The 24574-nt window shown below is 69.0% G+C and carries 21 protein-coding genes; 15 read left to right on the top strand and 6 right to left on the bottom strand.

Features of this window, described 5'->3' with window-relative positions; genetic code table 11:
• Nucleotides 1-65: 65 nt before the first annotated feature.
• Nucleotides 66-935 carry a tyrosine-protein phosphatase gene (locus NS2_RS14900; RefSeq protein WP_230464257.1) on the top strand — a complete coding sequence of 290 codons (870 nt, stop codon included), beginning with the start codon at nt 66-68 and terminating at the stop codon, nt 933-935.
• Between the two features lie 128 nt (nt 936-1063).
• The gene (locus NS2_RS14895) at nt 1064-1843 is read left to right on the top strand and encodes a YwiC-like family protein (RefSeq protein WP_197707905.1); all 780 of its coding nucleotides are present in this window, start codon (nt 1064-1066) and stop codon (nt 1841-1843) included.
• Here the strand turns inward: NS2_RS14895 and NS2_RS14890 are convergent.
• Complete coding sequence (locus NS2_RS14890; protein WP_121556100.1) at nt 1817-2284, bottom strand: TY-Chap domain-containing protein; 468 nt, start codon at nt 2282-2284, stop codon at nt 1817-1819. The two genes, NS2_RS14895 and NS2_RS14890, sit on opposite strands and share 27 nt — an antisense overlap.
• A 150-nt stretch (nt 2285-2434) precedes the next feature.
• Complete coding sequence (locus NS2_RS36040; RefSeq protein ID WP_222594870.1) at nt 2435-2593, bottom strand: hypothetical protein; 159 nt, start codon at nt 2591-2593, stop codon at nt 2435-2437.
• 324 nt (nt 2594-2917) lie between these two features.
• Between NS2_RS36040 and tsaA the strand changes: the two genes are divergently transcribed.
• The 7 genes from tsaA to NS2_RS14855 all read left to right on the top strand — a co-directional run bounded on the left by tsaA (nt 2918) and on the right by NS2_RS14855 (nt 10915).
• Nucleotides 2918-3352 (top strand): tRNA (N6-threonylcarbamoyladenosine(37)-N6)-methyltransferase TrmO, encoded by a 435-nt coding sequence (tsaA, locus tag NS2_RS14885; RefSeq protein ID WP_096490471.1) that lies wholly within the window; start codon nt 2918-2920, stop codon nt 3350-3352.
• 65 nt (nt 3353-3417) lie between these two features.
• A complete protein-coding gene (locus NS2_RS14880; protein WP_033088052.1) occupies nt 3418-4620 on the top strand; it encodes a PucR family transcriptional regulator in 1203 nt (400 codons plus the stop codon).
• Between the two features lie 178 nt (nt 4621-4798).
• Nucleotides 4799-6256 carry a dihydrolipoyl dehydrogenase gene (gene lpdA / locus NS2_RS14875; protein ID WP_071343903.1) on the top strand — a complete coding sequence of 486 codons (1458 nt, stop codon included), beginning with the start codon at nt 4799-4801 and terminating at the stop codon, nt 6254-6256.
• Nucleotides 6257-6267: 11 nt separating this feature from the next.
• On the top strand, nt 6268-7407 hold the full coding sequence (gene pdhA, locus NS2_RS14870) for a pyruvate dehydrogenase (acetyl-transferring) E1 component subunit alpha (RefSeq protein WP_033088050.1): 1140 nt from the start codon (nt 6268-6270) through the stop codon (nt 7405-7407).
• 19 nt (nt 7408-7426) lie between these two features.
• The gene (locus tag NS2_RS14865) at nt 7427-8410 is read left to right on the top strand and encodes an alpha-ketoacid dehydrogenase subunit beta (RefSeq protein WP_155239318.1); all 984 of its coding nucleotides are present in this window, start codon (nt 7427-7429) and stop codon (nt 8408-8410) included.
• A 15-nt stretch (nt 8411-8425) separates the two neighbouring features.
• Nucleotides 8426-9703: a dihydrolipoamide acetyltransferase family protein gene (locus NS2_RS14860; RefSeq protein ID WP_172416822.1), complete on the top strand. Its 1278-nt coding sequence runs from the start codon at nt 8426-8428 to the stop codon at nt 9701-9703.
• 300 nt (nt 9704-10003) lie between these two features.
• On the top strand, nt 10004-10915 hold the full coding sequence (locus NS2_RS14855) for an oxygenase MpaB family protein (RefSeq protein WP_036546569.1): 912 nt from the start codon (nt 10004-10006) through the stop codon (nt 10913-10915).
• On the opposite strand, the gene NS2_RS14850 is transcribed toward NS2_RS14855, so the two are convergent.
• Together NS2_RS14850 and NS2_RS14845 are read right to left on the bottom strand one after the other, a co-directional pair.
• Nucleotides 10896-11633 carry a GNAT family N-acetyltransferase gene (locus NS2_RS14850; protein WP_052086461.1) on the bottom strand — a complete coding sequence of 246 codons (738 nt, stop codon included), beginning with the start codon at nt 11631-11633 and terminating at the stop codon, nt 10896-10898. The two genes, NS2_RS14855 and NS2_RS14850, sit on opposite strands and share 20 nt — an antisense overlap.
• A gap of 22 nt (nt 11634-11655) precedes the next feature.
• Nucleotides 11656-15096 (bottom strand): serine/threonine-protein kinase, encoded by a 3441-nt coding sequence (locus tag NS2_RS14845; protein WP_063897709.1) that lies wholly within the window; start codon nt 15094-15096, stop codon nt 11656-11658.
• A gap of 175 nt (nt 15097-15271) precedes the next feature.
• Between NS2_RS14845 and NS2_RS14840 the strand changes: the two genes are divergently transcribed.
• The 3 genes from NS2_RS14840 to NS2_RS14830 all read left to right on the top strand — a co-directional run bounded on the left by NS2_RS14840 (nt 15272) and on the right by NS2_RS14830 (nt 19353).
• Nucleotides 15272-16921: a CocE/NonD family hydrolase gene (locus tag NS2_RS14840; protein ID WP_235263963.1), complete on the top strand. Its 1650-nt coding sequence runs from the start codon at nt 15272-15274 to the stop codon at nt 16919-16921.
• 4 nt (nt 16922-16925) lie between these two features.
• Nucleotides 16926-18446 (top strand): M20/M25/M40 family metallo-hydrolase, encoded by a 1521-nt coding sequence (locus NS2_RS14835; RefSeq protein WP_036546572.1) that lies wholly within the window; start codon nt 16926-16928, stop codon nt 18444-18446.
• 67 nt (nt 18447-18513) lie between these two features.
• Nucleotides 18514-19353 carry an alpha/beta hydrolase gene (locus NS2_RS14830; protein WP_033088045.1) on the top strand — a complete coding sequence of 280 codons (840 nt, stop codon included), beginning with the start codon at nt 18514-18516 and terminating at the stop codon, nt 19351-19353.
• Between the two features lie 4 nt (nt 19354-19357).
• Here the strand turns inward: NS2_RS14830 and NS2_RS14825 are convergent, their stop codons facing one another.
• Nucleotides 19358-20803 carry a neutral zinc metallopeptidase gene (locus tag NS2_RS14825; protein WP_033088044.1) on the bottom strand — a complete coding sequence of 482 codons (1446 nt, stop codon included), beginning with the start codon at nt 20801-20803 and terminating at the stop codon, nt 19358-19360.
• Nucleotides 20804-20951: 148 nt separating this feature from the next.
• On the opposite strand from NS2_RS14825, the gene NS2_RS14820 reads away from it, so the two are divergent.
• Nucleotides 20952-22235, top strand: a complete 1284-nt coding sequence (locus tag NS2_RS14820; RefSeq protein ID WP_071343900.1) for a hypothetical protein — start codon at nt 20952-20954, stop codon at nt 22233-22235.
• A gap of 14 nt (nt 22236-22249) precedes the next feature.
• On the opposite strand, the gene NS2_RS36035 is transcribed toward NS2_RS14820, so the two are convergent.
• Entirely contained in the window at nt 22250-22876 is a 627-nt protein-coding gene (locus NS2_RS36035; RefSeq protein ID WP_158543993.1) for a helix-turn-helix transcriptional regulator, read from the bottom strand.
• 288 nt (nt 22877-23164) lie between these two features.
• Between NS2_RS36035 and NS2_RS14810 the strand changes: the two genes are divergently transcribed.
• Nucleotides 23165-23554, top strand: a complete 390-nt coding sequence (locus tag NS2_RS14810) for an ester cyclase (protein WP_036546581.1) — start codon at nt 23165-23167, stop codon at nt 23552-23554.
• Between the two features lie 212 nt (nt 23555-23766).
• Complete coding sequence (locus NS2_RS14805) at nt 23767-24432, top strand: RNA polymerase sigma factor sigma-70 region 4 domain-containing protein (protein ID WP_052086456.1); 666 nt, start codon at nt 23767-23769, stop codon at nt 24430-24432.
• Nucleotides 24433-24574: the final 142 nt, after the last annotated feature.

The raw sequence follows: 24574 nt of genomic DNA, 5'->3' as shown, positions 1-24574 counted from the left end.
CGACACTAGCGTCCCGGGCTGTGAAAAATAAACGTTTTGCGCGACTTCGCGTTTCGGTTCTCGCTTTGACTGCTTCGGCTGCCACGGCGTTCGGGGGTGTGGTCGCCGCGCTGCCATCGGTGGCGGTGGCCGCGCCGATCATGCGGCAGGATGCCACCCAGATCACCCTGCAAGGGGCGGTGAACGTGCGGGATGTCGGCGGGTACGTCACCTATACCGGGGATCCGACCAAGTCCGGGAGGGTGATTCGGGCCGATGCGCTGGGCAAGCTGACCGATGCCGATGTGCAGAAGCTCGGGACGCTGGGGGTCAAGACCGTGGTCGACTTCCGGACGTCCGCCGAGGTGCAGGGTTTGGGCGCGGACAGGTTGCCCGCCGGGGTGAGCGCGGTGGCGCGGCCCATCGATGACGGTGGCATCTATCTGAAGACGGCGCAGGCGATCGGGACCAAGGATCCGGTGCAGCAGCAGGCGCTGCTCGGGGACGGCAAGGCCGAGCAGATCATGCGAAATGCCTACACCAACTTCCTGGGTGCGGATGCGACGGCGAAGTTCTCGCAGACCATCAAGGATGTGGCGGCGGCGTCGGGGCCGTTCCTGTACCACTGCACCTCGGGCAAGGACCGCACCGGGTGGATGACATACGTGCTGTTGCGGGCGGTGGGTGTGCCGGAGAGCATCACGCGCCAGGACTACCTGCTGTCCAACCAGTATCGGGCCGCCGCGGACGCCGCCCTGCGGGATCAGTTGAAAGCGGCCGGGCTCATGCAGAATCCGGACCTGCTGATTCCCTTGCAGATCGTCAGCGATGACTACCTGAACGTCGCCGTCGATCAGATGAACCAGAAGTACGGCGACTTCGGCAATTACCTGACCAAGGGGCTCGGGCTGGACGCGGGAACCATCCTGCGACTGCACGAGAAGCTGGTGGGCTGACCCGCACGACACCGGAAGTGTGCCTCCCGTCCAGGGGCGGGAGGCACACGTGTGATCCGAAATATGCCTCTGTTTCGGGGGATTGAAAGCACAGGCCCGGGAGCCACGGCCCGCCCTACGATTTCATGGTGCCCACCCAGTCCGCCGCCCCCGCGCCCGCCCGGTCCAGGGCGGTGCGCAAGCAGCTGCGCACCTGGTTGCCGAATCAGCACGGCGCGTGGGCGATGCTGGCGGTGCCGTTCCTGGTCGGGATGTGGCTGGGGCGGCCGTCGTGGGTACATCTGCCGCTACTGATCGCCTGGCTGCTCGGCTATATGACCGCATTCCATCTCGAGCAGTACCTACGGCTGCGCCATATTTCGCGGAATCCGAAGGCCCCGCGCCGCCACCTACGCCCGCTGCTGACCTTCGGTGCCGCGCTGGCGGTCATCGGCGGGGCGTTGGTGATCGCGCGGCCGTGGCTGCTGGTGGCCGCCGCCGCGATGGCCCCGTTCTTCGCGGTGAATCTCTGGTACGCGTGGCGCAATGACGAGCGGGCGCTGATCAATGGCTTGGTCGCGGTGTTTCCCGCGTGCGGAATGCTGTTGGTCTCACTGTATTCGGGCGGTGGTGACCTCGCCGACGGGTGGCGGCCCGCCCTCGCCTGCCTGCTGTACTTCGCGGGCACTATCTTCTATGTGAAGACGATGATCCGCGAACGCGGAAACCGCGACTTCTACCGGATTTCGGTCGGCTACCACGTGATCGCGCTGGCGGTCGCCGCGTTCCTGAACCCGTGGCTCACCATCGGATTCGCCCTGTTTCTCGTGCGTGCCGCATCCTTGCCCGGTCGTTCGCTGCGCCCGGGACAGGTGGGGGCTATCGAAATGGGCTGTTGCGCACTATTGATGGCGCTGCTGCTGATCTGATCGCGGCATCGCGGGCGGCGGGGGAATCGCGGCCAGGGCGGAGAGGTCGAGGCCGTGGGACGGGTCGGCCCAGCCGGCGGCGTGCAGGTCGTCGGGGGTGGGGACGCCGAGGGCCTCGTGCAGGCCGATGGCCACGGAGCGGGCCAGGTCTTCGAGGCCGCTGAGCGGGATGGGCCAGAGCAGGATGCGGTGCCAGTTGTCGATGTCATGCTGCGGGGCGGGGGCGGTCCAGCCGATTTCGCGTAATCGGTGGGCGGCGGCGGGGGAAATCGGTTCGGCGAGATAGTAATCGCCGGTGAGTTCGGCGGAGAGTTTGATGTCGAACTGCTGGATTTGGACGTAGCGGTTGCCGGTGGCGGCGAGGATCAAGGTCGCGCGGGAGGGCAGTTTCGCGAGGCAGCCGGCCAGAGCGTGAACGAACACGTCCCAGTCGGTTGTCACTACGCGTTCGCTTTGACCCCGGGTGCCCATCGGGGCCGATCATACGCCGTCCAATGGATGGCGGAGCGAAATATCGTGCCGCGCAGTCCGATCAGCGGAAACCACGGCGGCGTCGACTGTGGGAGCCGCCGCGGCTCCCGGGTGATCGGCCTATCGCCGTGGGGCGGGGCCGAGTACGGCGAGGGGCGTGCGGGCGAGCAGGCGCGCATCGCCGGGCTGCGGGCCGAGCATCGGCTCGGCAAAGAATTCCCGGATTCGCTGCGACACCGAATGAAAGATCGGATTCGGCGCGGGCGATGCGGCCAGCATTGCGTTCATTGCACTCCCCTCGAGTTCGCGGTACGTCCGGCAATCCATTCTGCCAATCGAGCGTCCCTGCGGCCGTTAATCTCTCGTGAATACTGCGTACCGGCAGGCGGCGATTTCGCGCCGCGAGCAACCGGTCGGTCAATTTCCGAGAGCCCGACCCAGCACACCGCACCGGGCCCACCCGCACAAGCGTCCGCGCCCCGGATTTACGAATCCTTGGCGGTTTCCGGCAGCGCGCCGGTTCCGGACTCGGATCGGATCGTCGACCGGATAATGTCGGCGTGAGCCGCACGGCATTCACGACGGTGGAAGGAGCGGACGGCCATGTCCCCCGAATTCTCCAGTAACCCTGACCATTTCGAGGTGCGCCCGGTGGGCCGGGTCCGTTCCGCCCTCACCGACCGCGCGGGCGCGCCGCGCCAGCCGGACGAGGACGCACCGCCCGCCGAAGTGGTCCTGTCCCCCGCATTCGCCGCAGCGGCAGCCGATCTGACCCCCGGCATGCGTGTCATCCTGCTCACCTGGCTGCACGCGGGCAGCCGCGACACCCTGTCGGTCTACCCGCGCGGCGACCGCACCCGCCCGCCCACCGGCGTCTTCGCCACCCGCTCCCCCGACCGCCCCAACCCCATCGGATTGCACGAGGTCACCCTGACCGCGGTCACCCCCGAGGTGCTCGGCGTGGCCGGTCTCGAAGCCATCGACGGCACCCCCATCCTCGACATCAAGCCGGTCCTCGGCTCGCGCGAAGCCCGCTGACCAGCGAGCCAGCGGTGGCGCGCCGGGTGGGTGCGGGCTCGGGGGTGCGGCGTAGGTTGAAGGGCATGGCGGCTCCCAGGCATCCGGTACCGACGCTCGGTACGCAGCGGTTGGCGGCCGCGTGCCAGGCCGAGGTGCCGGAGCTGACGAAGCGGCTGATGGCGGCGATCGCCACCGACAATCCGGAGTGGACGGATTACACGGCGGTGCCGCGGGCGGATCTGCGCGACGGGTGCAAGCGGTATCTGACGCGGATTCTGGAGTTGCTGCGCGGGCAGGATCCGGATCCGGTCGGGGATGATGTGGCCGCGGCGATCGGGCGGCGGCGGGCCGAACAGGGCGTGCCGCTCGAGGCGATGCTGCGGACCTTCCGGCTCGGCGGGCAGATCGTGTGGGAAGCGCTGCTGGACAAGGCCGATGACATCGGGCCGAGTGAGATCCGGCAGGTGGGTTCGGTGATGTGGGCGGTGGTCGACGGGATGTCGTCGGCGCTGGTCGCCTCCTACCGGACCACCGAACTGGAGCGGGTGCGCAGTGATGAGCGGCGCAGGCATTCGCGGATGGAGGATCTGCTGGCCGGCCGCGCGCACGACGCCACCTTCGCGGCGCGGGCCGGGCGCGAGCTGAATCTGCCGCCGAACGGGGCGTACCTGGTGGTGGTCGCGCAGAGTGCGGGCGGGCCGCCGCTGCACATGGGAGCCGAAGCGGCGCTGGGTGTGTCGGGCATCCGGTCGGTGTGGCACGACCGGGTGGACTCCACGGTCGGCCTGGTGTCGCTGGAGCATCGCGACAGTTCCGCTGTGCTGCAACAGCTTCGGCCGCTGATCCGGGGCCGGGCGGGCGTCTCCCCCACGGTGCCCGGGCTGGCGAGCATCGATACCGGGCACGGTCTGGCGGCCTTGGCGCTGGAAACCGTCTCCGGCGACGCGCAGGGTCTGCTGGTCTCGCTGGACGAGCGCTATCCCGAGGCGCTGCTGCTGCGCTCCCCCGATCTCGCCGATCTCCTGGTGAGCCGCACCCTCGGCCCGGTGCTGGAACTGCCGCCGAAGGAACGCGACATTCTGTTGACGACGCTGGCCGTCTGGCTGGCCGAGAACTGCTCGGCGGCCAATGCCGCGCCCCGACTGCACTGCCATCGCAACACGGTGATCAACCGGTTGCAGCGCATCACCATGCTGCTCGGCCGTCCGCTGGAGGGCCAGCGCTCCTACGTGGAACTTTCCCTCGCGCTGGCCGCTCTGGAACTGCCCGGATCCACGCACGATTGAGCCCTCGAACGCCCGCTACCAGCGGGTACGAATTGTGCTCAGCGCCCAGTCGATTCCTGTCATATATGGGCTTCCAGTTCCTTGTTTGTGCATTTGGTGACCGACAGACTCGATCGGAATGACCCGCATCACAACCGACGCAGGGTCTGTGAGTACATCGAGATGAGGAGCACCACGAGTGCCGGAATTCGATCTTCTGGTGATCGGCGGCGGCCCGGGCGGTTATGTGGCCGCCATCCGGGCCGCTCAGCGGGGCCTGAATGTTGGCCTGGTGGAGAAGGAGCGCCCGGGCGGGGTCTGCCTGAACTGGGGCTGCATCCCGACCAAGGCCATGCTGCGCTCCGCGGAGGTCTTCCACACCATCGCGCACGCCGCAGACTTCGGGATCTACGCCGATAACCTGCGCTTCGACTACGCCGCGGTGCGGCAGCGCAAGGACGGCATCGTCAAGGAACTGACCGATGGCGTCGCGGGGCTGCTGAAGGCCAATGGCGTCACCGTCATCGAGGGCCACGCCCGCTTCACCGGCCCGACCTCCGTCGAGGTCGTCGAGGCCGGTCCGTCGCCGATCTTCGAGGGCGGCCCGCGCTACGCCGCGGCCCCGACCGCGAATGCCGTTCGCACCGTGAGCGCGACCGACGTCATCATCGCGACCGGTTCGGTCCCGGCCGTCCTCCCGATCCCCGGCGCGGACCTGCCCGGCGTGATCACCTCCGACGGCGCGTTCGGCCTCACCGAGGTCCCCAAGCGGCTGGTCGTCATCGGCGGCAGCGCGGTGGGCGCGGAGTGGGCCAACCTGTTCCACGAGTTCGGAGCGGAGGTCACCGTGGTGGAGATGCAGGACCGCCTGGTTCCGCTGGAGGACAAGGAGATCGGCACCGCCCTCGTGCGCTCGTTCACCAAGCGCGGCATCAAGGTGCTGACCGGCGCGACCGTCACCGGTATCGCGCAGGGCGACAACGGATTGTCGGTCACCGTCGGCGGCGCGAAGCCGCAGGAGCTGCCCGCGGACGTGGTGCTGGTCGGCGTCGGCCGCCGCCCCAACACCGCGCAGCTGGGCCTGGATATCGCCGGAATCGAAACGGACGCACGCGGTTTCATCCCCGTGGACGAGCACCTGCGCACCGGCGTCGAGCACGTCTACGCCATCGGCGATGTCACCGGCAAGGCGCTGCTCGCGCACGTCGCCTCGCACCAGGGTCTGGTCGCCTCCGACACCATCGCGGGCCACGCCGCCCACATCGACTACAACGTCATCCCGGCCGCCACCTTCACCCACCCGGAGATCGCCAGCGTCGGCCTCACCGAGGACGCCGCCGAGGCCGTGGGCCACGACATCATTGCCGCGAAGTTCCCGTTCGCGGCGCTGGGCCGGGCCAAGTCCTTCGGCGACACCGAGGGCTTCCTGAAGATCGTCGCGGGCAAGCAGCACGGCGAGGTGCTCGGCGTGCACATCATCGGCCCGTCGGCCAGTGACCTGATCACCGAAGGGGCCCTGGCGATCTCGCTGGAGGCGACCCTCGACGAGCTGGCCGAGACCGTTCACGCCCACCCCACCCTCGGCGAGATCGGGATGGAGGCCGCCCTGGTCGGGCTGGGCCTGCCCGTTCACGTCGCGCCGCCCCGGAAGCGCTGAGGAGCTCTCTCATGACCACGACCACCGCCGCGCCGCGCAAGTCGGCGCGCAAGGCGACCCGCCCGGCCGCGCCCGCCGCGGACGCAGCCGTATCCGACAGATCTGTAGCCGAAACCCTGCTCGGCGGAGCCGATTTCGGCGGCACGGATGCCAACGACCTGCTCTCGCTCTACACCGAGATGCTGTTCATCCGCCGCTTCGAGGAGCGCACCGCCCAGGGCTACCAGCAGGCCAAGATCGGCGGCTACTGCCACCTGAACCTGGGTGAGGAAGCCACCGTCGTCGGCGTCGGCCGCGCCATGCGCCCCACCGACTACCTGTTCACCAACTACCGTGAGCACGGTTACGCGCTGGCCAAGGGCATCGAGCCCGGCCGCGTCATGGCCGAGCTGTACGGCCGCTCCACCGGCACCTCCAAGGGCTGGGGCGGATCGATGCACATGTACGACACCCAGACCCGCCTGCTCGGCGGTTACGCCATTGTCGGCGGCCAGGTTCCCCTCGCGATCGGCGCGGCGCTGGCCATCGACTACCGCGGTGGCGACGACGTCGTGGTGTGCCAGATGGGTGAGGGCACCACCAATATCGGCGCGTTCCACGAGTCGCTGAACATCGCGGCCCTGTGGAACCTGCCCGTCGTGTTCCTGGTGATCAACAACCAGACCGGCATGGGCACCACCGTCGAGAAGTCTTCCGCCGAACCGGATCTGTGGAAGCGCGCCTCCTCCTACCGCATGCGCGGTGAGCGCGTGGACGGCACCGACGTGCTGGCCGTGCGCGAGGTGGCGAGCGACCTCATCGAGACCGCCCGCCGCGAGGGCAAGCCCGCCCTGCTCGAGGCCGTCTCCTACCGCCTCAAGGGCCACTCGGTCGTCGACCCGGCCAAGTACCGCGCCGAGGACGCCGTCTCCACCGCCGTCGCGCACGACCCGATCGTGCTGTGGCACAACCGTCTTCTCGAAGCCGGTGTGCTGAGCGAGGATTCGGCCGCCGCCATCGAGGCCGAGGTCAAGGAGCGCGTGCGCGCGGCGGTCGACTTCGCCGACAGCTCGCCGCATCCGGACCCGGCCACCCTGTTCGATTACAACTACGCGACCCCGGTCGCGGGCGATTCCCATCGCCTGCCCGGCGATCCGCTCTTCACCGTTTAAGGACATCACCGTGGCTGTCATGACTTACCGTGAAGCGCTGCGCGAGACCCTCCGCGAGGAGATGCAGCGCGACGACGATGTCTTCCTCATCGGAGAAGAGATCGGCGTTTTCGAAGGCTCCTACAAGATCACCGCGGGCCTGATGAAGGAATTCGGCGAGAAGCGGGTGCGCGACACCCCGATCGCCGAAGAGGGTTTCGTCGGCGCGGCCATCGGAGCCGCCATGCTGGGCCTGCGCCCGGTCGTCGAAATCATGACGATCAACTTCTCGCTGCTGGCACTGGATCAGATCGTCAACCACGCCGCCAAGATCTACGGCATGTTCGGCGGTCAGACGTCGGTGCCGATGGTCATCCGCACCCCCGGTGGCGGCGGCCAGCAGCTCGGCGCGACGCACTCGCAGAACATCGAGCTGTACTACGCGTTCGTGCCCGGCCTCAAGGTCGTCGCCCCCAGCACCCCCGCCGACGCGCGGGCGCTGCTGAAAGCCGCCATCGAGGACGACGACCCGGTGCTCTTCCTGGAGAACCTGTCGCTCTACAACACCAAGGGCGAAGTGCCGGACGATCTTCCGGCCGCCGAGATCGGCAAGGCCGCGGTCACCCGCGAGGGCACCGATATCACGCTCATCGGCTACTCGCGCATGGCCACCGTGTGCACCCAGGTCGCCGAAAAGCTTGCCGCCGAGGGCATCTCGGCCGAGGTCGTCGACCTGCGCAGCCTGCGCCCGCTCGACCGCGACACCATCGTCAAGTCCGTCAAGAAGACCGGCTGCGCCGTCATCGGCGAGGACGACTGGCTGACCTACGGCATCGGCGCGGAGGTCGCGGCGTCGATCTCCGACGGCGCGTTCGACTACCTCGACGCCCCCGTGCGCCGCGTGGCCATGGCCGAGGTGCCGCTGCCCTACGCCAAGCCGCTCGAGAAGCTGGCGCTCCCATCGCCCGACTCGCTCTACAAGGCCGCCCTCGAAACCCTTGCCGCCGTCGGCAAGCGCCGCTGAGAACCGGAAGGAACCATGTCCGAAGTAACCATGCCCCGGCTCTCCGACACCATGGAGGAGGGCATCGTCTCGGCCTGGCTCAAGCAGGTCGGCGACCAGGTCAAGGCCGGTGAGATCCTCGCCGAGATCGAGACCGACAAGGCGCTCATGGAGCTCGAGGCCTACGAGGACGGCATCCTCGAGGCCATCATCGCCGAGCCCGGCACCACCGTCGCCATCGGCGAGCCGATCGCACTGCTCGGCGACGGCAGCGGCGCGTCCGCCGCCCCGGCCGCTGCTCTCGCGCTCGCCGCCGCTGCCCCGGCTCCGGCTGCCGCCCCCGCGGCTCCGGCCGCCGCTGCCGCACCGGCCATTTCGGCTCCGGCCGCCGGAAACGGCAGCACCCCCACCGAATCCGGTGACCGCAAGAAGTCGTCGCCGCTGGCCCGCAAGGTCGCCAAGGAGATCGGCGTCGACATCAACGCCGTGAACGGCACCGGCCCCGGCGGCCGCGTCACCAAGCAGGATGTCGAAAACGCCGGCAGCACCGCGACTCCGGCCGCCCCCGCTGCCGCCGCTGCGGCTCCGGCCGCCACCCCGGCCGCGGTCGCCCCGGCCACCGGCGATTACGAAGAGATCCCGCTGACCAACATCCAGCGCGTCTCGGCCACCCGCCTCACCGAGTCCAAGCAGCAGGCCCCGCACATCTACCTCACCAGTGCGATCGATGTGACCGAGCTGCTGGCCTTCCGCGCGCAGATCAACAACACCCTGGAGGAGACCGGCTCCGGCAAGGTCAGCGTCAACGACCTGCTCGTCAAGGCGGTCGCCACCGCGCTGCGCCTGGACCCGGCGGTCAACGTCTCTTTCGCGGGCGACAAGCTGTTGCGGCACAAGGCGATCAACATCGGCATCGCCGTGGCCACCGACGCGGGCCTGTTCGTCCCGGTCATCCACGATGCCGACCGCAAGTCGGTGTCGGCCATCGCGGCCGAGGGCAAGGAGAAGGCCGGTCGCGCCCGCGACCGAAAGCTCAAGGGCGAGGACATGTCCGGCGGCACCTTCACCATCTCCAACCTGGGCATGTTCGGCATCGAGCAGTTCACCGCCGTCATCAACCCGCCGGAGTCCGCGATCCTCGCGGTCGGCGCGGCCCAGGACGAACTGAAGCTCGACGGCGAAAAGGTGGTGTCGCGCAAGATCCTTCGCGTCACCCTCTCGGCCGACCACCGCTCCATCGACGGTGCCGTCGCGGCCCGTTTCCTCCAGCAGCTCAAGGAACTCATCGAGCACCCGCTGCGCATCGTGACCTAGTCACGCCCTGACCGCCGTCCGATTTTTTGATCCAGGATCGGACGACGTAAGCCCGCCACCCGGGCGCGCGCCAACCCATGCCAACCGCGCGCCCGGAAGCCGAACTCACCCGGCGGCGGGTATGAATCGCCGGATGACGTGGACCGGGTTACCCGGTCGGTCCACGTCATCCGGCTTTTCGCATTTCCCGGACGTGACGGTTGCCACCCTCGCGACAAGATGAGACGATTCGGTAGTAACTCTCTCATCCTGTCGGCGGGTGGGCAGCCGATGGGAACGGTTGATCAAAGGAGATCCACCATGACCGCCGCCGTCGCGCTCGATCACGAGGCCAGCAGTGCACGCCCCGAACGCCGCCCGTTCGGACCGGATACCCGGCTGTGGGAGGACACCGGTCTGATCACGTTCTCGCTGACCGCCGGGTCCGCGTTCCTGCTGCAGACCATGGAACCGACCATTGCCGCGGTGGTGGACGAGCATTCGACCTTCCGCACCGACCCGATGGGCCGGGCCATGCGCAGTCTGGCCTCGGTCATGATGTGGGTCTACGGCGGCGACGAGGCACTCGCCGAGGCGGATCGGCTGCGGACGATGCATGCCAGCTTGAACTCGACCGACGCGCAGGGAGTCAAGCATCGGGCGTTGTCCTCGGCCCCGTGGGCTTGGGTGCTGCATACCGGTGTGTTCGCCTTCACCGAGGGCAACAAGTACTTCTCCAGCGACAAGCTCTCCGACGCCGACAAGGAGGCGTACTACCAGGAGACCGTGCAGCTCATGCGGAATTTCTCGGTGGCGCCCAAGGAGATTCCCGCAACCTACGCGGAATGGGAGCCGTGGTTCTGGAACCAGGTCGAAAACCACCTGGAGGCCACGAATGTCGCCTACGACTACCTGAAGGTGATCCGGAAGATCGCCCCGCCCAAGCAGATTCCCCGCCCGCTGCACCCGGCGTGGCGCGCGGTGACGAATCCGGTCGGCCGCCTGCAGTACTTCTTCACCGTCGGCACCACCCCGGATGTCGTGCGCGACAAGCTCGGCCTGGAGTGGACCGCGAAAGACGAACGCGCCCTCCGTGCCCTGGGCTGGCTCATCGGCCGCACCGTGCCGATGCTGCCGGAGCGCATCCGCTACTTCCCCATCGCCTACGAGGCCCGCCGCCTGGAACGCGACCGCGCCCGCCTGCGCAAGATGATCAACCTGCGGCCGGTGTAGCCGCAGCCCGGTCCAATTCGGCGAGCCGGTGTGTGAGCCGATCGCGCACCTGCGGCCAGTCCTCGACCGTGATCGAGAACAGCACGCTGTCGCGCATGGTGCCGTCCTCGCGGCGGAAGTGGCGGCGCAAAGTGCCCTCGTACCGCGCGCCGAGCCGTGAAATGGCCTGCTGTGAGCGGTGATTGCGAACGTCGGTCTTGAGCTGTACCCGGCCCGCGTTCAAGGTTTCGAAGGCGTACTCGAGCAGCAGGAGTTTGGCTTCCGGATTCACCGCGGTGCCCCATACGGGTGGGGTGTAGACGGTGAATCCGATTTCCAGTCCGGCATCGCGGGGACGGGCATCCAGGTAGGCGGTGACGCCGATGATCGCCCCGGCCGATTCTCCGCCGACCTCCCGGACCGTCCGCACGGTCCAGATGTGCCAGTCGTCCTGCGAATTCAGCTGGCGCAGTAGTTCTTCGAGTTGCGCCGCCGTCTGCGGCCGTCCGGGCACGTGTGCCCAGGTCCGCGCCTGGTCGAGCGCCCGGAACAACTCTCCCGCGTCCGCCGCCGGATCGACCGGGCGCAGTTCCACGGACTTGCCCGTCAGCACCGCGTCTCCCGGCACCGGCCACATCATTTCCGGCCACACGTCGTCGTCGGGACGCGGATCGGGCACCGGCTGAAAACGGTCCGGTTCCGCCGCTACCCGCTCATCCGACCGCACGTCACCCGACATCTACCGCACTCCCCTCGTGGTCTCAGCCGATTGTGCCGGGTGCGGTTCCGCGGGCGGGCAGCACCCCTTCGAACTCGGTGAGCACCTGTCGCAGGAACAGGCGGACCAGGTTCTGGGTCGATGTGGTTGCGCCGTAGAGGGTTTCGACCACCGGGTACAGCTGTCTGCCGGAGTCGACGACCAGGCGGACCAGGCCCTGTTCGGCGCAGCGCGTCATGGCTGGCTCCAGGAACTTCGCGGCCTCGGCGGTCTTGCCGGTCGCCGACAGGCAGCACCCGTGCAGGAGTTCGGCGTTCACCAGTGCGCGGGGCCGATGCTGGGTGGCGATCACCTGTGCCAGCCGCTGCGCCCGCGAGACCGCTTGCGCGGCCGATGCTTCCGTACCGTCCATGAGCAGCAGCCGGATCGCCGAATCGCAGGAGAGTTCGGCCGCGACCGCCGAGGGCACGTCGGGGTGCGCCGAGTAGGGCTCGAGCTGGGCGAGGTCGGTGCGGTCGGTGTCGGTGACAGGCAGGCCCAAACGGATGCGCTCGTTGAGGATTCGCGCCGCCAGGCGCGGCAGCATCAGGTTGGTGGCGAGTTTGCCGCCTTCGTCGAGGCGCTCGCGCACGGTGTCGAGATCGCCGCGCACCGCGGCCAGGCGCGCGCCGATGCCGTAGCTGGCCATCAGGAACTCGACCGCCCCGCCCTCCAGGCCGATCCCGCCCGCGAGCAGTTCCTCGGCCTCGATGAATTGCCCTTTCTCGTACAGCAATTCGCCGAGCAGGGCACTGGCCAGGCGGGTGGCCTGCGATCCCCCGCCGGTTTGCAGTGCCCCGGCCAGCGCGGTGCGGAAGCGGGTCTCGGCCATGCCGATCTCGAGCTGTTCGTAGGCGGCGCTGCCCGCGACGCAGTCGCAGTACATGGCGCCGAAGGGTCCGCGCACGCGGTCGCGGAAGGGTTCGATCCACCGGTGCCAGCGGTGCACCTCGGCGTAGTCGAAGCGGTACAGCGCCGAGATCATGGCCCCGACCGCCAGTCCGTGAGCCATGAAGGGCCGCACCGAATCCCGCGCCGCGACGAGCTCGGGCGCGAGCACCATGGTCTGGTCGGTGGCGAAGCTCAGCGCGGTGTGCACCAGCTTCACCTCGAGTTCGAGTTCGAGGTCGGCCCGGCCCGCGTCCTCGGGGAGCCCGGCCAACGCCTTCTCGGCGCACTCGAGTGCGGTCGCGGCGGCGGCCGGGCGTTGCATGGCGACATTGGCCCAGCCGATCTGCACCTGGAGCCGCGGATTCGACGCGGCGAGCGAGCCGGGCAGTTTGGCCGCCAGTCCGAGCAGCGTCCCCATGCGGGACTGCTCCATCAGTCGTTCGCCGTGCTCGGCCACCAGTTCGGTCGCCCGCCGGGGTTCGCCCGCGGCGAGCAGGTGATCGACCGCCTCGGCGAGCATGTCGTGCTCGGCGAACCAGTCCGCGGCGGTGCGGTGCAGTTCCTCGAGCAGTCCCGGATGCAGCCGGATCAGGCGGTCGCGCAGGAAATCGGCGAACAGCGTGTGGTAGCGGAACCAGCGCAGGTCGTCATCGATGCTGCGCAGGAACAGGTCTCGCTGCCGCACCTGTTCGAGCATGTCCTGGCCGTTGGGCACGCCGGTCAGGGCCTCGGCGAGCTCGCCGTTGACGCGCTCGGCGACCGAGGTGCGCATGACGAATTCGAGGAGCTCGGGTTCGAGGGTGTCGACGACGTTCTCCATCAGGTACTCGCCGATGGCGTAGTGGCGCCCCGAGATCTGGTCGATGTACGCGCCGGGATCGTCGCGGTCGCGCAGCGACATGGAGGCCAATTGCAGTGCGGCCGCCCAGCCCTCGGTCGAGGCCCGCAGGCGCTCGACCTCCGCGTCGGCGAGGGTCAGGCCGCTGACGTCGGCGAGGAAGGCCGCGGTTTCCGCGTCGTCGAAACGCAGGGCGGATTCGTCGATCTCGTCGAGTTCGTCGCGAACCCGCATGCGGCCCAGCGGAAGTCCGGTGCGATTGCGGCTGGTGACGATCACCCGCAGGTGGTGGCAGCCGTGGTCGAGCAGGAACTCCATGGCCGCGATGGTGGCCGGGCTGGTCACCCGGTGCCAGTCGTCGATCACCAGCGCCACCGTCTCCCCGGCCCGGTGGATCTCGTCGATGAGGCTGGTCATGACGTGCCGCGCGGCGTCGCTGGCGTGTTCCTCGAGCAGCCGCTCGAGGTCGGCGGCGATGCCGGGGTGGGCGTAGCGGATCGCCTCCACCACGTGCGACAGGAACCAGACGACATTGTCGTCATCGTCGTCCACGCTCAGCCAGGCGACCCGGACACCCTCGGCGGCAAGCACATCCACCCATTCCGCGGCCAGGGTGCTCTTGCCGAATCCGGCCGGGCCGTGGATGAGCATGAGCCGCCGGGGCGGTCCGGCGCGCAGCCGGTCGAGCAGCCGGGCGCGGCGGACCGGCCGACGCGGCGAGCTCGGCGGGCGGTATCGGGTGGACGGTGTCGGGGCCGGAACCGGACGCGACACCGGGACCGGAACCGGCGGTGCGACGGTCGCGATCGCGCCGTCGGCGGGCAGCGCCATCGAGTCGACCGCGAGCCCGCTGACGAACTGGACATTGCGCAGCCGGTCGCCGAATTCGCGGGCCGTGCCCGGCCGATCCGAGACGTCTTGCGCCATGGCCGATTCCAGGGCCGAGCACAGCAGCGCGGGTATGCCGTCGGCCCGCAGATCGGGTATCGGCTCGGAGGTGATGCGCACGAATTGCGCGACCATGGACTCACCCTCGCGGCGTTCGAAGGCGGCGTGACCGGTGAGCAGGCAGAACAGGGTCGCGCCCAGCCCGTAGATGTCGGCCGCCTCGGTCGGTTCGTTGCCGCGCAGCACCTCGGGCGCGGTGAATGCCGGTGTCCCGGCGATCATTCCGGAGCCGGTCTCGAATGCCCCGCTGATGTGGGCGATTCCGAAGTCGCTCAGCAGCGGCTCGCCGTAGTCGGAGAGCAGGATATTGGCCGGATTCACATCGCGGTGCACGATCCCGTGCACGTGCGCGGCCGCCAGCGCGCCGGCGATCTTCACCCCGATCGAGAGCACCTCCTGCCAGGGCAGCGGCCCGTGCTCGCGAATGCGTTCCCGCAGCGACCCGAGCGGGTAGAACGGCATCACCAGATACGGCCGTCCGGTGACCGTGGCATCGGCGGAGAGCACCTGCACGATGTGCGGATGGCCGGCGAAGCGGCCCAGCGCGCGCTGCTCGCGCAGGAACCGCGCCCGCTCGTCGTCGTTGGAGCGGGTATCGAGCACCTTCACCGCGACGAGCCGGTCCAGCGAGTGCTCGACGCACCGGTAGACGACGCCGAAACCGCCGCGGCCGATCTCGCGGGCATCGGCGAGTCCCGCCGCGGCCAGCTCCGCGGCGATTCCTATGCGCAGGTCAGGCTGCGTCCCGTCTGTATCTCGACCGACCATGCCGCGCTCATTCGCTCGACGAGTTGGGCCCCGACACACCGATCGTAACCACCGGTATGCCCGGGCGGCGGATCGTTGTTCCGGCGGCGCACGGATGTCGGGTGGACCGACCGATCCACCCCGGTTCCTGGGGCTGGTTCACGGCGGCTGAAACCACCAAGGTCGAATGGTGATCATGCGGATGGTGTTGTGGCGTGCGCTGGTAGGCGTGCTGCTACTGGTGGTGGGGGTGATGGCGATGCCGGGGCGCGCGAACGCGGACGCGCGGTATCAGTGGCACGAGGAGTTCATCACCGCGCCGGACGGGACGCGGCTGCACGCGGATGTGCTGCGGCCCGCCGGGATCGCCGACGATGTGCGCACGCCGGTGATCATGACCGTCAGCCCGTACCGGGCCCACCTCATGCACCTGAGCGCGCCGCGGCCCGCGGGCGGGCCGTCCACCGACGATCTGTTGGTGTCGATGTTCCTCGAGGCCGGATACACCTATGTGATCGTGGATCTGCGCGGCTTCGGCGGGTCCGACGGATGCCCGGACTTCGGCGGGCCCGGGGAACGCTCGGATGTGAAGACGGCGGTGGAATGGGCTGCGGGACAGCCGTGGTCGACCGGGAAGGTCGGATTGAACGGGGTCTCCTACGAGGCCTGGACCGGGCTCATGGGATTGGCGGAGAAGCCCGCGGGACTGGCCGCGGTGGCGGCCTTCGAACCGGTGGCCGACCCCAATGCCTACCTCTACATGCAGGGCATCGCGTGGAAGTTCTCGCTCAAGCCGATCAGCGAGAACGGTTTCCGGCCCGGTGATTTCGCGGGCTTCGAGCATCTGCTGATCGCGTCCACGCCCGCGTATCCGACGGATTCGGCGGAGTACAAGGCCAATGCCTCGAATATCGATCCGGCCTGCTACACGCACTACCTCGCCGAAACCACCGATCATGACGCCGATTCCGCGTGGTGGCGCGACCGCGACCTGGTGGCCAAGCTGCGCGGCAATACGATTCCGCTGTTCCTGGGTCAGGGCTTCACCGACTACAACACCCGCGCCGACCGCGTCTTCCAGCTGTGGAACGGGCTCGGCCCCGGCGATCACAAGGCGTGGTTCGGCCAGTGGGGGCACCGGGACTGCACCGAGAAATGCGGTGCGCCGCAATTCTCCTCGGAGCTGCTGGCCTTCTTCGACCGGCAGGTCGCGGGCCGCGATGTCGCCACCGGGCCGCGCGTGACCGTCGCCCAGTTCGACGGGCGCTGGCGTTCGGAGACCGCGTGGCCGCCCGCCGACAGCCGGGCCGTCGATATCGATCTGCGGCCCGGCCGCTACACCGATCGCGGTCTCATCCCCGGCGCGGACCGCGAGATCTGGACCATCTCCCAGCCCCTGGACCACGACCAGCACCTGTCCGGGACGCCGACCGCCACGCTGAGCCTGGACGGCCCGGCCACGGCCGCGGTCACCGTCGAGGTCTACGACATCGACCCCGGCAATCGCGCCACCGTCATCACCCGCGGCATCGCCCCGGTCTCCGCGACCGCGCAGTTCCGGATGCTCGGCCAGGACTGGCCCATCCCCGCAGGCCACCGCATCGGCATCCGCGTCACCGACGTGGTCGACGACGTGTGGGCGCATTCGCCCGCCTTCGCTGCGGTGACCGTCACCGCCGCGCAGGTGCATCTCCCGCTGCTGGCCGCGGTCCGCACTCCCGACCTGCCCGGCGAGCCCGGCGAGGCGATCGCGAAGTGGCGAAACGAGAAGACGGTCCTGCTGGCACCGGAAGTGGTGAACAATGCCACTGTGACCATGAACTTCCCTCCCAGGTCGGGTGGTTAGCTCCATGACCCGCACCGCGCCGTCCGGCGGCCCGGCCGTCGACGAAGTCACCGCCGAACGCCTCGCGGCCGCCCTGCGCTGCCGCACCGTCTCCCACGAGGAACGCGACCGCATCGACCCGGCCGAATTCGACCGGCTCACAGCGCATCTCGAACACTCGTTCCCCCTGGTGCACACCCACCTCACCTGGGAGACGTTCGGGCACAGCCGCTTGTACCGCTGGGCGGGCGCCAAGACCCCGGCCCAGCCGCAGTCCCCGCGGCTCGACTCGACCGTGACGGCGTTCGCCACGGCTGAAACCGCGACAACCCGCACCGGAGCCGCCCGGCCCGACGGGTCGCCTGCCGGGTCGAGCGGCGGCAGCGACGCATCCGCCACCGGACCCGACGCGGAACCGGTGGCGGCGATTCTGCTGGCGCACATGGATGTGGTGCCGGTCGATGATGTCGATGGGTGGACGCATCCGCCGTTCGCCGGAGTGGTGGACGACGAATTCGTCTGGGGGCGTGGGGCCATCGACGACAAGAGCCGGGTGGTGGCCATTTTCGAAGCGGTCGAGCAGGCCCTCGAAGCGGGTGTGATGCCCGGGCAGACGGTGTATCTCGCGTTCGGGCACGACGAGGAGGTCTTCGGGGCCGGGGGCGCCGGGCGGATGGCGCAGCGGCTGCGGGAATCCGGGGTGCGGGCGCGGCTGCTGCTCGACGAGGGCGGGGTGATCACCACCGGCATGGCCGACGGGATCGATCTGCCGGTGGCCACGATCATGGTGGGCGAGAAGGGATTCGCGACGGTGCGGCTGTCGGTGGCCGATGTGGGCGGGCATTCGTCCATGCCGGGGCGGCAGACCGCGGTGGGGCGGCTGGCCCGGGCGGTCACGCGGATCCAGGATCATCCGTTCCCGCTGCGCCTGACCCCGGTCGCGATCGACATGCTGTTGCGGGTGCGGCATTTCGTGTCCGAGCCGCGGCGCACCCTGCTCGGGCTGGTGAACACCATGGGCCCGGTGGTGACGCGGGTGCTGGCGGCCCGCCCGCAGACCGAGGCGCTGGTGCGCACCACCACCGCGCCGACCGTCATCCGGGGCGGTGTGAAGCCGAACGTGCTGCCCCAGCGCGCCGAGGCGTTCGTGAATTTCCGCATCCTGACCGGTGATTCGGTGGCGGGGGTGCTGGCGCACTGCCGGAAGGTGGTGCGTGACAAGTCCGTCACCATCGAGCTGGACGGCACCTGTTCCGAGCCGTCGGCGAATCCGGCGGCGGGCCCGGACTTCGAGCTGATCGCGGACCTGGCGCGCGAGGTGGTCCCCGGCATCGCGGTCACCGTCGGCGTGGTCCCCGGCGCGACCGACTCCCGCTACTACGACGATCTGGCCGCCACCCGCTGCAATTTCGCCCCGATCGTGCTGAACGCCGCGGATCTGGAGCGCATCCACGGCACCGACGAGCGCATCTCCCGCGCCGACTACGCCCGCCTGATCCGCTTCAACCGCCTCCTTATCGACCGTCTGGCCCGTTTCGGGGAATAGTGCGCGACAATGGCGCGGCACCGCCGGTCACTCCGGCGGCGTGCCGACCATTGCGAATGGAGGACCGATGACCCGCACCGAGACCGGCGAATTCCAGGGCACGGGGGGCCGCGTCTACTGGCAGGCGTGGCTGCCCGACACCGATCCGCGCGCGCTGGCCGTCATCGTGCACGGCTACGCCGAGCACTCCGGCCGCTACGCGCACGTCGCCGAACGGCTGGTCGAATCCGGTTTCGCGGTGTACGCCCTGGACCACACCGGGCACGGGAAATCCGAGGGCGCGCGGGCGAATATCGGCTCGCTGGACGGGGCGGCCGACAATGTCCGCACCATGCTCGCCACCGCCACCGGCCGCCACCCGGAGCTGCCGGTCTTCCTCATCGGGCACAGCATGGGCGGCCTCACCACCGCCTACCTGGCGGTCCGCGATCAGCCGCAGGTGACCGGCATCGTGCTGTCCGGGCCCGCCGTGGATATCGAGGGCGGCAATGCGATCCAGCGCCTGGCCGCGCCGCTGGTGGCGCGGTTCCTGCCGAATCTGCCGGTGATCAAACTGGATTCGAAGCTGGTCAGCCGTGATCCGGAGGTGGTGCGCGCCTACGACGAGGACCCGCTGGTCCATCACGGCGGGGTCCCGGCCCGCACCGCCGGGGAGATGCTGCGCGCCGGGAACTACGTCAAGGCCCACCTGGATCGGCTGACCGCGCCGCTGCTGGTGCAGCACGGCACCGCCGACGGCCTGGCCTCACCCACCGGCAGCGATGTGCTCGAGCGCGACGCCGGGTCCGAGGACAAGACCGTCATCCGCTACGACGGCCTCTACCACGAGATCTACAACGAGCCCGAACAGGACAAGGTGCTCAGCGATCTGGTGAACTGGCTCGAAGCCCACCTGCCCAAAGCCTGAGGCGCTACCTGTAGGCCTTCAAGCAGGCGTCGTCGCCGTCGAGAACGCCGGTGCGGAAGGCCTCCAAGCGGACGAATCCGCTGGACACCACATTGCCGTCGACATCGGCGGCGGCCAGGCCGTCGGACAGCAGCCCGGAAATCGCGGCGTCGAGATCGGTCGCCGACAGTTGCAGCGTGCTGCCCGGACGGCTCAGCTTGGTGCTGTACGCGCCGGACAGGCAGGCCGCGCGCAGGCCCGCGCCGTCGGCTCCGACGAGGGCCAGCTTCCGATCCTGTTGCACCGCAAGCATGTATCGGGAGACGAAGACGATGAAGGCGTTGTAGTCGCCGCCGACCACCGCGGAGAGCAACTCGCCCCGGTCACCGGAGAGGGCCCGTTTGGCCAGGGTGGGGACATCGGTGCCGATGACATTGCTGCTCGGGCAGTACGAGACCGGCTGGGTGACGGTCACTTTCGGGCACGAACGGGTGACGCCCCGATAGTCGTAGGAGGGTGCGGGCTGGATCGGATAGTTCTCGGCCAGCGACTGCGCCACCAGCGCCAGGTCGGGCTGGTCGACCGGGAGCTGCCGTTGCTTGTCTCCCGGTTGGAAACTCGTGGGCAGGGTGCCGCGCCGTTTCTGAAGTTCGGTGCGAGTGATGCTCTTACAGCTCGCCGCGCCGTCGGTGTAACCCATCTGCACGGCGGTGACCCGTTCGAACGCGGTCCCGTGCTCGTCGCGGGTGGTGCCGGGTTCGCTGTCGCGGAAGGAGATGACCGCGGCCAGCACCCCGTTCAGACCGTCGGTGGTGTTGAGGGTGAAGTGCCGCGAATTGCCTTCCGCCACCGCGCGCAGGAACACCCCCGCGAAGCAGTCGGCCTGCTGCTCGCGGACCACGGTCGAGGTGAGGAAGCCGTTCAGTTTGGCCTGCGCCTGGATCGAGTGGCCGTATTCGTGGGCCAGCACCATGACCACCGACATCGGCCCGAACTTCTTCACCAGCTCCGGCAGCAGGGTGCCGCGATCCCAGCCGATGGTCTGGTCGACGCTGCAGTAGGCGGCATTGATCTGCTGGAAGGTGCTGCTGCGGCAGAAGTCGACGGCCTGGGCGCGCGGGGCGGTGGAATCCCAGGAGATGAAACGCGTCACCGGCTTGAAGGTGCCGGGAAAGTTCTCGGCGTACTGGGTGTTCCAGTAGTCGGCGACATCGGAGACGGCATTGAGCGCCAGCTTGTCGATCGCCCCGCCGTCGCCGTTCTCGGCGGTCAGATTCGCATCCGGCACGCCCTGGCGGGGACCGCTCGGCCCGCTCGCGGAGACCTGCCCCGCCAGCTGCCACGGGTCGGTCGTGGCGGGCACCGAAACATGCTGCGCGTCGGGCACTTTCACCCCCGAACACCCGCTCAGCGCCACCGCCGCCACCGTCAGCCCGACGGCCAGCCCCAGCCGCACCCGCGCTGTCCTCATCACGCCTCCCCGCCTGTCGCTCGGGACCTGCACCGCGTATCCACCCGGGTATCGCACCGAGAGCCCGGTCTCGCCCACAAACCCTGGGGAACCCGCGCCCGGCCCGTCGCGTCCAAGTCTCCACGGGACAAGACGACGGGAGGACGCGATGGATCCGGAAGCCTTGCGGCGCAGGGCCGCCATGAGTCAGTCGGGTGCGGAGCACGAGCAGACGGATATCGCCGGGCGCGGAACCGACCCGGATTACATCCGGCGGCTGGAGGATTTCGACCGGTTCTCCCACGAGCAGATCCATCGACGAGTCCAAGCCATGAACCCCGGCGATATGCATCGGGTCGCCGAGACCTGGATAAGCATCGCCGACAGCATGTTCGGCGCGCTGACCGTCCTGCACGCCTCCGTCCAGAGCACGCTCGCCGACGGCATGGCGGGCAATATCGCCGACGCCGCCGCGGCCTCGGCCCGCCGATTCGTCCGGGACGCCACCGACATCGCCGAAATCGCCCAGAGCACCGGCCACCGCCTCACCGCGGCCGCCTACGGTGCGGAGGCAGTCCGAAAAACCGTGCCCCCGCCCCTGATTCACGGCTCGCCGAACGTCCGCGAGAAACAACGCCAGATCGCCCTCGCCGCCCTGGACGCCAACTACACCCCGATCTACCCACCCGCGGGATCGGGCATCCCCGCCTTCTTCACGGTGATGGCGCCCGGGGACGAGGCGGCGGGCGAGGACTGGCGCGGCGCACGGGATTCAGGACCGACCCCCGGTGCACCCGAACCGGGACCGGGCCCCGGCACATCGGGCACATCGCCACTCATCGAACCGGCCTCATACGCTCGCGACGGCTCCGATGGCACCGACGAGCCCGGGGCACAATCTCCCGACACCTCGATGGCCGGTACCAATCCGGCCGATGCTCGGGACATTTCGCGAACCGGTGCCCGAGGCGACACCCTGAGCCCGGGCTACGTCAGCCCGAACACCGACGACCGCTCCCGCCGCGACTCATCCGATCTCGACACAAGACCCGCGACCATCGCCCCACCCGAAAACCCGCTCACCACCGGCCGCACACCGCCCCCAACCGGCAAACCGGCCGCCCCGGCACGGCCACACGCAACCCCGGCCACTCCCGATCCCGGGCACAGCTTCCCGGGACCCCTGAAGCCCGGAACTCCCACTCAGCCAAGATCACTCACCCCGGCCGATGGCCCCGGATCCTCCGGGTCCGCAATCCCACCCGGCCTGTTCACCCCGGGCAGCCGTGCCGGAACCGACCCGGACTCCGCGCATCGCTGCCCGCCCTGGCTGATCCGCGACCGCCAGGACGAACTCCTCGGCAGTCCCCTCCCCCACGTCCCACCCACCCTCGGAGCCGAATTCCCCTCGGCCCGTTACGACCTCACCCCACCCGAGCACAGCCTCGATTGAATGGACAGCGGTTGTCACGGAGTCGGCGGCGGTCGATCGAAGATCGGTTCGACGACTGTGAGCAGGCGGGCGAGTTCCGCTTGGCGGTGCGTGTGCGTCTTCTCGAATACGTGCTGCAGGTGCGCTCGCACCGTGGACAGGGTTACCGCCAGAGTATCGGCGACCGTCTGGAGTCCCTCACCTCGTTGCACTTGTTCGGCGACAGCTGCTTCGCGCGGGGTCAGTCCGTAGAGGGTCCGCCAGGTGTCCACGGACGCGCAACGGCCCGAGTCGTCCGGTTCGACGACGGTAACGAGCACGATCGGCGGCCGGGCCGAGGATCGGCCGTTCCGGTGGATCGGGAGGATATGCAGGACATAGTGCCGTCCGTTCGACGGACGGACAACCATCATGCTGTCGACCGCGATACTGCGCCTGCCCGGATTGCGAATCCCTGCGATCGACGCCGCCAGGACAGCACGATCGCGGGGTGTGACGGCACTCAGCACCCCGCCGCGGTCGGTGGACAACCCGTCGCTCCGATCCACGATTTCGTGTGCGGCGGCGTTCATGTGCTGGACCCGGCCGTACCCGTCGACCAGCAGGGCGGCGCGGCCCAAGCGGTCGAGCACATCGATCACCAGACGCAATCCATCAGACATACGATCAGGGTGTCCGATGCGCATCCGCCCAGCGCGAGTAGGCCCATACTCGAAATCGACTGTCACCGGACATATCTCTACGCCCCCGTTCGTGGTCGACCGCCCTCGCGGCGGGCGAATCGATCTCGGGATCGGCGACTCGATGGTTTGATCCGGTACGGACGGGTCTGTCATCGGATGAACGGCTGAGGCGCGATGGTGGCGGGAGGCTCCACACTGTCCGAGTGGGCCGGATGAGCCGATAGGACAGGTAGCCATGTCAGACTCGAAAAAGCAGTCGCGAAACGCATTTTCGATGTGTGGAACACCCGAGATTTCGATGCGCTCGATGCGGTGATCGCCGCCGACGCCGTCGATCATGATCCGCAGAATCCCTATGCGGCCGAGCGTGGGCCCGAGCCGCAGAAACGCCTCATTCGGATGTACCTCGCCGCATTCCCCGATTGCGCGATGCGGGTCGACGCGCAGATCGCCGAGGCCGACGCCGTCGTCACCCGCTGGACCGCGACGGGTACCAACGACGGCGACTTCATGGGCATGCCCGCGACGGGCAAATCGGTGACCACGCAAGGAATCAGCATCAGCCACTTCCAGGGCGGCAAGGTCGTCGAGTCCTGGAACTGCTGGGACACGCTCGGCCTGCTCCAGCAACTGGGCGTCTTTCCGGCGACGACCTGAGGATCCGCCGAACGCCGTAGCGCTGACAGGCATGCCGCGACGGGCGGCGGCCTGTCGGCCGGGGGTCGGGGGTCGGGGTGAGAGTAGGAGAACCACTATGGCGTGCTCGGCCGCGTACACGTCGAGGTCGCAACCGCACGAGATGACGACTCCGATATCGTTGCGCACCAAAGATATACGCCATGTCCTGAGCTTCGAACGGCCGAGCCGACATGTGTGAGGTACCGCCGCGGTCCTGGCGGCAGCTGGTCACGCCCGCGCGCGCGGGCCAATTCCTCGCCGGTGTCGGAATTCTCGGCGGCGCGGTCGTCGCTCCGAGCAGGTTCGTCGCCGCATTGCTCGGTATGGCTGCCGCGCTGATATTGGCCGCGGTCGTCCTTCCGGCGGTGAACCAGATCGAATTCGGTTTCCCCGCCACGATCAAGATCGTCACCGCGGTGCGCAGGCGCACGGACGAGCTGCGCCGGGTCTTCGAGGAACAGAAGTCCGACCTGCACCTGTGCGCCGGTCTCATGTGTGACGAGCCGGAGGCGGCCACCGCGATGCTGGAAGCGGCCTTCGCACGTGCCATCGCCGCGTGGCGCGGGCCGCCCAATCCCGCGCTGCGCGTCTACGTGCTCTGCTCGTTCGTGCATCTGCTGACTGCCCGGGACACCTGGGTCCGCCGCGGGGCCGGACAGAACGCGGCCGGAACCCCACTGGCGACCCTGCCCTTGCCGACCCGGATCGCAGTGGTGTTGCGCGAGTTCGCCAATCTGCCGGTTGCCGATATCGCCGTCATCGTCGGCCGCACCGCCGACGACGTGACCCGCGATCTCGCCCGGGCGGCCGCCGAACTCGAGCGGCGGCGATCGGAGCGACGGTGGTGGTCGCGATGAACCCCGAACTCCGCGGGCAGCTCGAACTGAGCACGCGCCAGCAGCTGGCGCAATATCCCCTGTCCCTCGACCGAGCCGTCTCGACCGGAAGTGCCCGGCTCCGCCGTCGGGTGTCACTCGCCGACCTCGGCGCCGCAACGCT

Source organism: Nocardia seriolae NBRC 15557, assembly GCF_007990715.1.
In the GTDB taxonomy this organism is placed as follows: domain Bacteria; phylum Actinomycetota; class Actinomycetes; order Mycobacteriales; family Mycobacteriaceae; genus Nocardia; species Nocardia seriolae.
This window is presented reverse-complemented; position numbering and strand designations above follow the sequence as displayed.